This is a genomic window from Poseidonibacter lekithochrous (genome assembly GCF_013283835.1).
Classification (GTDB): Bacteria; Campylobacterota; Campylobacteria; order Campylobacterales; family Arcobacteraceae; genus Poseidonibacter; species Poseidonibacter lekithochrous.
On record NZ_CP054052.1, the window covers coordinates 3,032,467 to 3,044,768 of the forward strand.

The window sequence follows — 12,302 nt, forward strand, 5'->3', positions numbered from 1 at the left end:
ATGATTAAATACATTTTTGCTTTCTTTGTAATACTTGGACTATCTGCACTTGGATGGCTTTACAATTTATATGATGGTATTAAACATGATGTTGATAAAATTGTAAACTATAATCCAAAGCAAAGTACTCAATTTTTTGATAATAAAGGCAGATTAATTGCTAATACATTCAAGGGTGAAAATAGAGAGTATGTAAAATATGATGATATTCCAGCAAAAATCATTGAAGGTTTAGTTGCCATTGAAGATACGCAGTATTTTGAGCATCATGGAATAAATCCAGATGCCATATCAAGAGCTATTATAAAAGATATAAAAGCTGGTGGTTTTGTGGAGGGTGCTAGTACTTTAACTCAACAATTGGTTAAAATGATTGTATTAACAAGAGAAAAAAAATTAATCAGAAAAGTTAAAGAAGCCCTACTTGCAATTAGACTAGAAACTATTCTTACAAAAGAAGAAATTCTTGAGAGATATTTAAATCATGTGTATTTTGGTCATGGTTATTATGGTATTAGAACAGCGGCTAGAGGATATTTTAATAAAGATTTATATGAATTATCATTAAAAGAAATGGCAATATTAGTTGGACTTCCTAGAGCTCCTAGTTTTTATGACCCAACTAAAAATCTAAAAATTTCATTAGCAAGAGCAAATCAAGTTGTAACAAGACTAAATACATTGGGATGGATTAGCAAAGATCAATATAATAATGCAATAAAAGACATTCCTACGATATATAACCAAACACTTACAAAAAATAAAGCTCCATTTATTATTGATTATGCAATTAAATTATTAAAGAAAGATATTCCAGATATTACATATGGTGGATACAAAATTAAATTAACTATTGATTTAGATGCACAAAATATTGCTAAAGAAGCTTTAAAAAGTTCATATGAAGCAGCACTAAAACGTGATTTATACTTTAGAGGTTTATTAAAAACACCAGATGATGATTCATTTATCAAAGAGTTAAATGGAGCGTTAGTTTCAATAGATAGTAAAACGGGAAAAATCTTAGCTTTAGTTGGTGGAATTGATTACACGAAATCAATGTTTAATAGAGCAGTTCAATCAAAAAGACAACCTGGATCTTCTATTAAACCGTTTTTATATCAAACAGCTTTAAATGAAGGATTAAATCCAGCATCTACTTTAGTTGATATTTCAAGAACTTATGATTATAAAGATAATGAAGGGGAAGAGAAAAAATGGCAACCAAGAAACTATGGTGGAAACTTTAAAGGTTTTATTAGTTTAAGAAACTCTCTTATTCAATCTAGAAACTTATCAACTGTAAACTTAGTAACAGATACGGGTATTTCAGTTATGTATCAAGGTTTAGAATCTTATGGCTTCAAAGATATGCCACATGATTTATCAATAACTCTTGGTTCAATGTCAGCTTCTCCTTTAGAATTAAGTGAATACTATAGTCCCTTTGCAAATAATGGAATACAAGTTAAACCGTATTTAGTAGAGCAAATTACAAATACAGAAGGTGAAAGTGTAACCTTTGAACCTCAAACAAAAGTAATTAATACTCCTGAACAAAGTTACTTAATTACATCAATATTAAATGATACTGTAAATAGAGGAACGGGAAGAAAAGCAAGAGTTAAAGGCTTAGCACTTGCTGGAAAAACAGGAACAACAAACAACAATGTTGATGCATGGTTCTGTGGTTATTCACCTTCAATTCAAACAATTGTATGGTTTGGAAACGATAATAATAAACCAATGAGAAAAAGTGAAACTGGTGGAGGAATAGCAGCACCTGCTTTTGCCTATTACTATAAAAAGTATTTAGAGCTTCACCCTGAAATACAAAGAGAATTTGTTAAACCCCAAAATGTTTATGAATCAAAAATTAAAGGTAGAACTGAATATTATACAGAAACATCTCCTCTACCAGAAATAGAAATAGAAATTCAACCAGAAAATCCAGATGAAGAAGCTATGGAATTTTAATTCCTAGCTAAGTATTTATTTACTTATTAAATTAATAGACATAAAAAAAGGCAAGTTCATAATGAACTTGCCTTTTTTATTTACTAATAACTTATTAACAAGAATAAGTAGTTTTGAATTCGAATGCTGTTGGTCTAGCTTCGTCAGGGTGAACCTGAGTTTCAAATTTATAGTGTTGGTATGTATCTACCATATCTTTAGTAAATACTGGTTGTAAGAAATCATTATCTCTAATTAAAGCTTCTAATGAACCTCTTAATGTGTGAGGCATTTGAGGGATATTTCTCTCTCTAATTTCATCTAAAGGCATTTCGAATAAATCTTCATCCATTGGACCAATAGGTTCAGTTTTATTAGCAATACCATCAAGTCCAGCCATTAACATAGCAGCAAATGCTAAATAAGGACAAGCAGTTGAATCTGGGAATCTCATTTCAATTCTTGTTGCTTTTTCACCAGCTCCATAAGGAACTCTACAAGAAGCAGATCTATTTTGAGAAGAGTAAGTTAAGATTGAAGGAGCTTCGAATCCTGGAATTAATCTTTTGTAAGAGTTAGTTGATGGGTTTGTAAATGCAGCAACTGCTCTAGCGTGTTTGAAAATTCCACCTACATAATGTCTAGCCATTTCAGAAAGGTTACCGTACTCACCTTCTGTATAGAATAAGTTTCTTCCATCTTTCCAGATTGATTGGTGAACGTGCATACCATTACCGTTATCACCAAATAATGGTTTAGGCATAAATGTACAAGATTTACCATTTAAGTGTGCAACCATTTTACAAACATATTTATATTTTTGAACATTATCAGCAGCTTCGATTAATCCATCAAAAACAATACCAATTTCACCTTGAGCTTGTGCAACTTCGTGGTGTCCTAAAATAACTTCTAATCCAACTTGCTCAAGAACTTGCATCATTTCAGCTCTTAAATCTACCATTGAATCTGTTGGTTGTACTGGGAAGTAACCACCTTTAGTTCTTGGTCTATGACCCATGTTTCCTAATTCGAAATCAGTTGCATCAGACCATTCACCCTCTTCAGAATCAACTTTATAATATGACTCATTTACAGAATCAATGATTTTTACATCATCAAAAATAAAGAATTCATTTTCAGGTCCGAAATATGCAACATCACCAACACCAGACTCAGAAAGGTGTGTTAATGCTTTTTTAGCAATAGATCTTGGACATTTTTCATACATTTCACCCTTGTAAATGTCATAAACGTCACAGATCATAATAACTGTAGAATCAGCAGTAAAAGGATCTATAAAAGTAGTCCCAACATCTGGCTTTAAAATCATATCTGATTTATTAATTGGTTGCCATGCATCAACAGATGAACCATCAAAAGGCATACCAAACTCTAATTGTTCTGCAGTAACAGCACTCATCATATATGAGATATGGTGCCACATACCCTTCATATCTGTAAATCTAAAATCAACGAATTTTACTTCATTCTCTTCACAATATTTAAAAAACTCTTCAGTATTGTTAACAAATTTACCCATAGGTTTTGCTCCTTGTAATAATTAATGTAAATATTGTATCAAAAATAAAAAAGAATAAGATAAAAGAACTGTATAAAAAATATACAATAATTGAAAAATAGTATATTTTTTTATACGTTTTTTGTTTAAAAAGTAACTAGTTGTCTATCCTTAGCTTTAAAAGTAGCACATTTAGTATAACCTATCTCTTTAGCAAGAGAGGTAACCTTATCATAAGAAAATCCAATTTGATCAACACTATGAGCATCAGAAGAAAAGGTAATAGGAATATCCATTTCATATGCTAATTCAAGTAAATCTTTTGAAGGATATTGTTCAGCAATAGGTTTTCGTAAACCTGCAGAATTAATCTCTATAACCATATTTGCTTTTTTAATTGCTTTTAGTGCATCTGTTGCAATAATTTTAATATCTTTATTTGGTAAGAATTTAAATACTTTTATTAAATCTAAATGGCCAACAACATCAAAATGATTTGAGTCTGCCATTGCTTTTACAACATCAAAATAATCTATCCAGATATCATCTATATTTTGCTTTTTGTATTTACCAATAAATTCAGGATTATCAAATCCCCATGGTTCATTATCATTACTTGTTTTTATCTTTGGTTCAAGAAAATGAATAGATCCAATAAGATAATCAACTTTAGCATTTAATACTTCTTTTAACATTGGAATATTTTGCATAAAGTCAACTTCATATCCTAATAATATTTCTATATCATTTTTATATAATTCTTTTAAATATAAAACATTATTCTCATAAAACTCTTTATGTATAATATCCATTCTATATTTTGGATCATAATCCATTGGAGCATGATCTGTAAAACCATAAACATCAATACCTAAAGATATTGCTTTTTCTATATACTCTTTTACAGTACCTTCTGCATGATTACATAATATAGTATGATTGTGTAAATCGACTCTCATAATAACTACTTTTTTTTGATTTTTTATAAGTTAAAACTTGGAAATACCAAAATGATATTTCCAAATTAAAGTAAGTAAGATTAGATTAAATCTTAGTTTAGAATACCAGCACCAGTAATAGCAGTACTTCTATCTAATGCATATTCTCTTTTTCCATTAATAATATCATATTTCCAAATTGGTGCTTGAGCTTTAAAGTCCTCAACAAATTCATCAATCATTTCCAATGCAACTCTTCTTTTAGGAGAACATACAGCTGCGATATACGAACTTTCATGATTTAAAACATCACCTTTTGAATGAGCCATTAAAACAATTGCATTGTTTTTATTAGCTTTTTCTTGCCATGCATTAAACCAATTATTTAAAATTGGCTCATAAATATCAAAAGATAATCCATCAATTTTATTTTCATCTCTTACAACTCCAACAAATGTAATAATAGCACCATAATTCGAGTTTCTAAATTTATTGTACCAATCATTTGTAATTTGTTCAACTGGTAATGAACCTTCAAATAATTCTAAATTTTCCACAGTGATCATCCACCACAAACAGGAGGTAATAATGAAACTTTATCTCCATCTTCTAATTTTACATCTTTTGTAGTAGTTAATGTATCATTGATAGCCACTGCACAAGTTTCTAACCAATTTGATACGTCAGCATCACCCTTTAAAACTTCACTTAATTGCGATAAATTTGAAATATCTAATTCTAATGAGTCTTTATTAATTGGTCCAAGAAATTCTACTTTTACCATTTTAAGCCCTTTTTACCATTTTTTTACTATTATACCAAAACAATTTTAAGTTTTAAGGACTACTTATAAATGATCTTTGCAAAAATAGACTTTATTAATTTACTACCCTTTCACATATATATAAAAAAGAATATACCCTCAAGTCAGATGAAATCGATAATTGAGTATAAAAAATCATATCCATCAAATATAAATAAGAAATATAAAAAAAGAAAAGTTGATAGTGCTTTTATATCTTCCATAGCTTCAAGAAATGAAAAAAATTTAGATTTTGGAATAATTGCACAAAAAGATGTTTTATCAGTTTTAGTAATTCCAGGAAACGAACAAGATGATTTTCAAAGTGAAACATCAAATGCTTTAGCAAAGGTTTTAGGATACAAAGGTCAAGTATTAATTGGTGATAAGGCATTGAAATATTATCATGCAAATAAAAACTCAGATTTTATAGATTTAGCTCAAGCTTGGAATGATAAATACAATTTGCCTTTTGTATTTGCAGTATTATGTTACTCATCAAATAAAATGCTACTTGATAAATATACAAGAAAATTTAATAAAAGACATATTAAAATTCCACAATATATTTTAGAACAATATTCAAAAAGAACTGGGATTTCAAAACAAAATATTTTAGACTATCTAAAAAAAATAGATTATGATTTAGGAATAAAAGAAAAAAGAGCATTAAAACTCTTCTTAAAATTAACAAAAGAAAAAGGCTTATAATGGAACTACTTGATACGGTAATACTTGGAGTAATTGAAGGTATTACAGAATTTTTACCTATTTCATCAACGGGACATTTAATTGTTGCAAGTGAATTTTTGAATATAGAACAAACAAGTGTAAATAAAGCATTTGAAGTAATTATACAGTTTGCAGCAATTTTAGCTGTAATTTTAAACTATCCATCTAAGTTTACTTTTTCACATATTAGCTTATGGACAAAAGTTTTTATTGCATTTTTACCAATAGCGGCAATTGGTTTTTTATTTTCATCTCAAGTAAAAGCAATGTTTTCAATAGAGATAGTTGCATGGATGTTCATTATTGGTGGAATAGTCTTTTTAATAGTAGAGAAATTTTATGATGAGAAACAAACACATACCTTAGATGTTGAAGATATTACATATAAACAAGCTGGATGGATTGGTTTTGCTCAAATCTTTGCTTTAATTCCAGGAACATCAAGAGCAGGTTCATCTATTATTGGAGCAATGTTAGTAGGCCTTAATAGAAAAGCAAGTGCTGAATTTTCATTTTTACTTGCATTCCCTGTTATGTGTGCAACTACAGCTTATGATTTATTAAAACATCATGAAGAGTTATTATCAGATGCAAACTTCTTAAATCTAGCTGTAGGTTTTGTTGTATCATTTATTGTAGCTTACGGAGCAATAAAACTATTCTTAAAATTCCTAGAGAACTTTACTTTTATTGCCTTTGGAATATATAGAATAATCTTTGGTTTACTACTACTAGCTTTTATCTAAAATATAATCAACCATTAAAGATGTGGCATTAGATGAGATTGAATTCTGTAATCTTATACTAATGTTTTCCACATCACAATCTAGTGCTTTAAAAAACATCTCTTCATTTAAATCTTTTTCTCTTGACATAAAAGCAATATTTTTATCTACTAAATCTTTTGCATTATAGTACTGATGATCACCTGCTGCGAATTTATATGGTACAAATAAAGAAGGTAATCCAGTAGCACACATTTCCCATAAAGTTGAAGCCCCAGCACGACTAACAGCAAAATCTGCTTCTTTCATTTTATTAGGTAATTCTTTTGAAAAACCAAAAACATCAACATTCATTTTTAATTTATCATATTCAGCACTTACTCTATCAAAGTCATTTTTACCTGTTTGATGAATAATTCTATAACCATCTTCTTTTAATCTAGGAGCAACTTTTAAAGCAAAATTATTAATAGCAACAGCACCTTGAGAACCACCAAAAAAGGCTACAGTTTTAATCTCTTTTCTAATTCTCCCTAGATCAAAAAACTCTTGAGATACTGGGTAATCTTTAATTTTTGAATCTTCAATAAATGATGAAAAAACTTCAGTAGCAAATTTTGCCGTTAATTCATTCAGTTTCCCCATTTTTGAATTTTGTTCGTGAATATACAATTCACATCCAGGTTTAGCAATTGCAGCAAAAGTTCCTGCAGCAGCCGAAAATCCACCTACAGAAATTACAGTATCAATTTTATATTTAGCATAAATAGATAAACATTTAATCATTTTCAAAAAGATATTACTTAAAGATAAAACTTTTCCTATTTTATTTTTATTAACAACACCTCTAGTGTCTAAGAAAAAAGTCTCTTTTAATCTATTATCATTTTCAAACCAAGATTTATCTTGACCATTAGATGAACCAATAAAAATAACATCAATATCTCTTTTTATGAATTCATCAATAAAAGCATCAGCAACTTTCAGATGACCACCAGTTCCACCACCAGTAATTACAACAGTATTATTCATATGAATTAGACCTTTTTTGTTTTAATATTTTTTTTATCTACAACTCTACTAATGGACAAAACTAAACCAATAGCTAAAGACATTGCGAGCATGGATGATCCACCATAAGATAAAAAAGGAACTGCAATACCTTTGATTGGAATCATTCCCGAAATACCATAAGAATTAATTAAAAATGCAATTATAATCATTAATGCAACACCTAAAGTAAATAGATGATAAATAGGATTTTCAACTCTTCTACTAATTTTAAAAATTCTCCAAATAATTGTAAAAATAATACTTATTAGAACAATTAATCCAAGTAGACCAACCTCTTCTGTAATTCCAGCTAATACAAAGTCAGTATGAACTTCAGATAGAAAACCTACTTTTAAATCACCGTTAGAAATTCCTTGACCTAAAAAGCCACCATTATGCATAGCATTTAAGGAATGTGATACCTGATAAGGTTCAGGTAATTCATCAATACGTAAATAACCTTCAGCCCAAGAAGGAAGAATTGATAATATTCCATCTTGTACCATTGCCCACCAAGAATGAATTCTTTTTATTCTGTGAGGAGCAGCAAGAATTAATCCAATAAGTCCAACTAACGCAACTCCACCTAAAACTAAAAATATTTTAAAAGATCTATTAGCAAAGATCAATAATACAACTAAAATTACTCCTAGTAATACAACCTGCCCTAAATCCTTTTGTAAAAAAGCTACAATAAAAACAACAATAAAAAAGGTAAGAAAATATGGAGCTAATAATAATGCTTCATCTTTTAATCCAATTTTTCTTGGTTGATCCATTACTTTACGATGAAAAGACCATGATAAAAAATAAATAAAACCTATTTTAAAAAATTCTACAGGAGATAAAGAAAAACCAGGCAATCTAATCCAACGATTTGCACCACCAGCAGCTGTCACCATTGAAGAAGGAAGGATAGGCATAATAGCCATAAGTAAAAAGAAGGTTCCAAAAAGAGTCATACCAACTTTTCCAACTAATTTATCAGGGTCAATTTGTGAACAGCCCCACATTATAAAAATTGCTATTATACCCACGAAACACTGTCTCATGAAAAAATGAAATTGATTATAACCATAATACTCAACTGTATAAATTGAAAGAGAATATGAAAATATTATGCTTGATACTACTAATAATGACACCAATATAAATAAAGGATAATCGGGATTACTATTAATATGATTTTTTTCTATTGATTTAATCTTATTTTTGTTAGAATACATTCTCTTATTATATAATATTATGGATAAAGATGTCTTCAAACAATACAACAAAAATAAACAAAACTAAGAAAATTGTTATACTATTTTTAATAATTTTTTTATTCTTATCAATATTAGTTATTTCTATATTTAAGACAATCTCTGATTATAGAAGGCTTCCAACACTTCAAAGTACAAAAAAAGAACTATCAGTTCGTGGAGATGTAGTAAGTGCAGATAATTTTAAAATAGCCTCTTCAAAAAAATTATATAAAGCTGCAATAGACACTAGACACTTATCAGAAGACAAAATTGAATTATTTTTAAATCTTTTTTCAATTTATAGTGACATTCCTTATCAAAAATTAAAAAATAAATTAAAGAAAATTAAAAAACCTGGAAACTTAGTATTATCATATAATATTGATTCAAGAACAGCAAAAAACTTAAAAGAATTAGCATTTAAATTACGAAAATTAAAAGTATTTATTCCTAGAAAAGTAAAAGGTGGAAAAATCCTAAGAGGCTTAAGTATTAGTGAAAGTGGTGAAAAAAGACTATTTTCATATGAAGATACTCTAACACCAGTAGTTGGTTATATTTCGAAATTTGAAACAAAAGATGGTAAAACAAAAGTTAAAGGTATTAAAGGTTTAGAAAAAAGTTATAACAAAGTTCTAAATGAATCTAAAGATGGAATACTAAAAGGAAATAGAGATGTATTGTCATATATCTCATTTGATAAAGACTCAATAATTAGAAAAAGAGTTGATGGTGCTACATTAAATTTAAATATTCCACTAAAACTACAAAAAAACAATGAACTAACTCTTGATATGTACAAAGAAAAATTAGGTGCAGACGAAATCATTGTTTCTATTATGGATAGTAAAACAGGGAAAATACTTACATTAGCTTCTTCAAATAGGTTTAATCCAGAAAAGATAAAACAATCAGATATTCCATCACTAAATGTGAATGCTATTGAATATCAGTTTGAGCCAGGTTCAGTTATTAAACCTATTTCTATTGCATTAGTTATGGATAAAAATAGAATTAAAAAAGATGAATTATTATTTGCATATAATACAAAAGGAAAAGCAAATAAAAAAGGTGAATATCCAAAAGGACAATATAAACTAGGACGATATACAATTAAAGATGATCACCAATTTAAAAAACATTATTTGACATTAGATGATATTGTAATCTTTTCATCAAATATTGGAACATTGCAGTTAGCTCAAAGACTAAGTGGTCCTGAATTTTATGAAGGTCTTAAACGATTTGGATTTACAAGAAAAACGGGTATTGATTTACCTTATGAAAAAAAAGGTGTAATGCCAAAGGTTTGGCAATTTGCAGCAGGTGATAAAGAAAAGAAAGATAACGTATTTAAAGCTACCGTATCTTATGGGCAAGGTATGACATCCACATTCATGCAAGTACTTAAATCCTATACAGTATTTAATAATAATGGTTATATGACAACACCAAAAATTGTTTCTAATTTAATTCATGATGGAAATAACTATAAACCATATGATGATAAAGCAGAAAAAATTATTTCTTCAAAAACAGCAAATGAAATTAAAAGATTATTAGTAAAAACTGTTGATCAAGGTACAGGAAAAGCAGCTAGAATTGAAGGACTTGAAGTTGGTGGGAAAACGGGTACAGCACAAATAGCAAGAAGAGGAAAGTATTTAAAAAAATATATTTCTTCATTCTTTGGTTTTGTTAATGATGGAGAAAATTCTTATACAATTGGTGTTACAGTTATCAATCCAATATCAACAGGTAAGTATTGGTATTATCATTATGCATCGTGGTCAGCAGTACCAGTATTCAGAGAAATCACAAAGAACCTAATAAAATTAAACTACCTTACACCTAAAAAAGATATAATTCAAGAATTAAATTAAAAGGATATAAATGTTCGGTTTTAAAAAAGAACTAAAAGAATACAATTATTCACAAGAAGAATTATCAAAATTCAATTTTGCTAAAATAACTACAGATAATGGAATTATTTGGATCAAATTATTTAACCAAGAAACGCCAAATACTGTTTCAAACTTTGCTACATTAGCAAATGAAGGTTTTTATAATAACTTGAATTTCCACAGAGTAATAGATGGATTTATGGCACAAGGTGGATGTCCAGAAGGTTCTGGTACAGGTGGTCCTGAGTGGGCAATTGAATGTGAAACTCAAGCTGAAAAGCAAGTACATAATAAAGGTAGTCTTTCAATGGCTCATGCCGGTCCTAATACAGGTGGTAGCCAATTCTTTATTTGTTTTGTACCTTGTCCTCACTTAGATGGTAGACATACTGTATTTGGAGAGATTGAAAATACTGATTCAGATAGTTTCTCTTCTTTAGATAATATTCACCAAGGTGATAAAATTGTTTCTATTGAAATTTTAGAAAATAAAGATGATAACTAATATTATTCTATTTATACATATAATCTCAGCTGCCACATGGGTTGGCGGCGGATTATTACTTTTTGGAATGGGTATTTACTTTAAAGACCCGGAAGTACAAAAAACAATCTACTCTCATATTGGTCCATTTTATGGATATTTTCAATTAATTTGGATTACATTATTAATAATTACGGGTGCTTTGCTTTTAAATCAACATGATCTATATTCTCTTATGTTTACAAATGAATTTGTAGATAGTAGATTTGGTGAATTACTATATAGAAAACTTTCTATTGTATTACTTGTAGTTCTTGCAACTGCATTACATATGTATATCTCATTAAAAGCCCATGGAAGAGAAAGAAGCTTTAAAGAAAAAATCCTGTCAAGATTGACTTCAATGATTATTTTCCTTTTTAACTTTTCAATTATTTGGTACGCAATGAATATCTCTCAATATTTTATTTAAAAAAACTAATAAAATTCATATTAAGAAGTCAAGAAAAGAACCTTGGCTTTAAAATATAAAAGAACCGCATTATAAAACTCCATATCTACAATATAACAAATAAAACAAACCATTCAATATAAATACTCATATAAAGTAAAAAAGTGCTTGTAGCAGATCTATAGTAATATTAAATAAAAAGAATATATATAAAGAAGAAGTATTAACTAAATTAGGATTTTCTATTAATAAGTAAAAAAACATGATTAAATCATAAAAAAAGGGCTAAAAAAAAAGCTTAGTTAAAAACACCTAAATGTTTTGAACTAAGCTTTGAAAAACTCAAGAGCTGGCAGCGGCCTACGTTTCCACAAGGGGACCCTGCAGTATTATCAGCGATGAAGTGCTTGACTTCCAGGTTCGGAATGGGACTGGGTATTGCCACTTCTCTATTACCACCAGCAATATGAGTAATCAACATATTATAA

Annotated in this window: 12 protein-coding genes and 1 rRNA gene; 6 read left to right on the top strand and 7 right to left on the bottom strand. The window is 28.7% G+C overall.

Features of this window, described 5'->3' with window-relative positions; genetic code table 11:
* On the top strand, positions 1–1,977 hold the full coding sequence (locus ALEK_RS14680) for a transglycosylase domain-containing protein (protein ID WP_071626838.1): 1,977 nt from the start codon (positions 1–3) through the stop codon (positions 1,975–1,977).
* A gap of 94 nt (positions 1,978–2,071) precedes the next feature.
* Here the strand turns inward: ALEK_RS14680 and glnA are convergent, their stop codons facing one another.
* The 4 genes from glnA to ALEK_RS14700 all read right to left on the bottom strand — a co-directional run bounded on the left by glnA (position 2,072) and on the right by ALEK_RS14700 (position 5,200).
* A complete protein-coding gene (glnA, locus tag ALEK_RS14685; RefSeq protein WP_071626837.1) occupies positions 2,072–3,499 on the bottom strand; it encodes a type I glutamate--ammonia ligase in 1,428 nt (475 codons plus the stop codon).
* 125 nt (positions 3,500–3,624) lie between these two features.
* Entirely contained in the window at positions 3,625–4,437 is an 813-nt protein-coding gene (locus ALEK_RS14690) for a histidinol-phosphatase (protein WP_071626836.1), read from the bottom strand.
* 92 nt (positions 4,438–4,529) lie between these two features.
* The gene (locus ALEK_RS14695) at positions 4,530–4,973 is read right to left on the bottom strand and encodes a molybdopterin synthase catalytic subunit (protein WP_228146286.1); all 444 of its coding nucleotides are present in this window, start codon (positions 4,971–4,973) and stop codon (positions 4,530–4,532) included.
* 5 nt (positions 4,974–4,978) lie between these two features.
* Positions 4,979–5,200, bottom strand: a complete 222-nt coding sequence (locus ALEK_RS14700; protein WP_071626834.1) for a MoaD/ThiS family protein — start codon at positions 5,198–5,200, stop codon at positions 4,979–4,981.
* A 69-nt stretch (positions 5,201–5,269) separates the two neighbouring features.
* Here ALEK_RS14700 and ALEK_RS14705 point away from each other — a divergent pair, with 69 nt between their 5' ends.
* The gene (locus ALEK_RS14705; RefSeq protein ID WP_071626833.1) at positions 5,270–5,929 is read left to right on the top strand and encodes an MqnA/MqnD/SBP family protein; all 660 of its coding nucleotides are present in this window, start codon (positions 5,270–5,272) and stop codon (positions 5,927–5,929) included.
* Positions 5,929–6,696: an undecaprenyl-diphosphate phosphatase gene (locus tag ALEK_RS14710; RefSeq protein WP_071626832.1), complete on the top strand. Its 768-nt coding sequence runs from the start codon at positions 5,929–5,931 to the stop codon at positions 6,694–6,696. The genes ALEK_RS14705 and ALEK_RS14710 overlap by 1 nt, the downstream gene beginning before the upstream one ends.
* Here the strand turns inward: ALEK_RS14710 and ALEK_RS14715 are convergent.
* Together ALEK_RS14715 and ALEK_RS14720 are read right to left on the bottom strand one after the other, a co-directional pair.
* Positions 6,682–7,707 (bottom strand): UDP-N-acetylglucosamine--N-acetylmuramyl-(pentapeptide) pyrophosphoryl-undecaprenol N-acetylglucosamine transferase, encoded by a 1,026-nt coding sequence (locus ALEK_RS14715; protein ID WP_071626831.1) that lies wholly within the window; start codon positions 7,705–7,707, stop codon positions 6,682–6,684. The two genes, ALEK_RS14710 and ALEK_RS14715, sit on opposite strands and share 15 nt — an antisense overlap.
* Positions 7,708–7,712: 5 nt before the next feature.
* The gene (locus tag ALEK_RS14720) at positions 7,713–8,954 is read right to left on the bottom strand and encodes an FtsW/RodA/SpoVE family cell cycle protein (protein WP_071626830.1); all 1,242 of its coding nucleotides are present in this window, start codon (positions 8,952–8,954) and stop codon (positions 7,713–7,715) included.
* Positions 8,955–8,983: 29 nt separating this feature from the next.
* Here ALEK_RS14720 and ALEK_RS14725 point away from each other — a divergent pair, with 29 nt between their 5' ends.
* From ALEK_RS14725 to ALEK_RS14735, 3 genes are read left to right on the top strand one after another with little or no spacing between them, the layout of a single operon-like run.
* Positions 8,984–10,858, top strand: coding sequence for a peptidoglycan D,D-transpeptidase FtsI family protein (locus tag ALEK_RS14725; protein WP_071626829.1), 1,875 nt, complete (start codon positions 8,984–8,986; stop codon positions 10,856–10,858).
* A gap of 10 nt (positions 10,859–10,868) precedes the next feature.
* Positions 10,869–11,384, top strand: coding sequence for a peptidylprolyl isomerase (locus tag ALEK_RS14730; protein ID WP_071626828.1), 516 nt, complete (start codon positions 10,869–10,871; stop codon positions 11,382–11,384).
* Positions 11,374–11,835, top strand: coding sequence for a hypothetical protein (locus ALEK_RS14735; RefSeq protein ID WP_083574643.1), 462 nt, complete (start codon positions 11,374–11,376; stop codon positions 11,833–11,835). Before ALEK_RS14730 ends, ALEK_RS14735 begins: the two co-directional genes overlap by 11 nt.
* 326 nt (positions 11,836–12,161) lie before the next feature.
* On the opposite strand, the gene rrf is transcribed toward ALEK_RS14735, so the two are convergent.
* Positions 12,162–12,277, bottom strand: a 5S ribosomal RNA gene (gene rrf / locus ALEK_RS14740).
* Between the last annotated feature and the right edge of the window lie 25 nt (positions 12,278–12,302).

What these genes read in the sequence shown, in the direction of transcription:
- glnA (WP_071626837.1), bottom strand. Translation starts at nt 3,499, where the DNA reads ATGGGTAAATTTGTTAACAATACTGAAGAGTTTTTTAAATATTGTGAA.
- ALEK_RS14730 (WP_071626828.1), top strand. Translation starts at nt 10,869, where the DNA reads ATGTTCGGTTTTAAAAAAGAACTAAAAGAATACAATTATTCACAAGAA.
- ALEK_RS14680 (WP_071626838.1), top strand. Translation starts at nt 1, where the DNA reads ATGATTAAATACATTTTTGCTTTCTTTGTAATACTTGGACTATCTGCA.
- ALEK_RS14725 (WP_071626829.1), top strand. Translation starts at nt 8,984, where the DNA reads ATGTCTTCAAACAATACAACAAAAATAAACAAAACTAAGAAAATTGTT.
- ALEK_RS14735 (WP_083574643.1), top strand. Translation starts at nt 11,374, where the DNA reads ATGATAACTAATATTATTCTATTTATACATATAATCTCAGCTGCCACA.
- ALEK_RS14700 (WP_071626834.1), bottom strand. Translation starts at nt 5,200, where the DNA reads ATGGTAAAAGTAGAATTTCTTGGACCAATTAATAAAGACTCATTAGAA.
- ALEK_RS14710 (WP_071626832.1), top strand. Translation starts at nt 5,929, where the DNA reads ATGGAACTACTTGATACGGTAATACTTGGAGTAATTGAAGGTATTACA.
- ALEK_RS14690 (WP_071626836.1), bottom strand. Translation starts at nt 4,437, where the DNA reads ATGAGAGTCGATTTACACAATCATACTATATTATGTAATCATGCAGAA.
- ALEK_RS14715 (WP_071626831.1), bottom strand. Translation starts at nt 7,707, where the DNA reads ATGAATAATACTGTTGTAATTACTGGTGGTGGAACTGGTGGTCATCTG.
- ALEK_RS14705 (WP_071626833.1), top strand. Translation starts at nt 5,270, where the DNA reads ATGATCTTTGCAAAAATAGACTTTATTAATTTACTACCCTTTCACATA.
- ALEK_RS14720 (WP_071626830.1), bottom strand. Translation starts at nt 8,954, where the DNA reads ATGTATTCTAACAAAAATAAGATTAAATCAATAGAAAAAAATCATATT.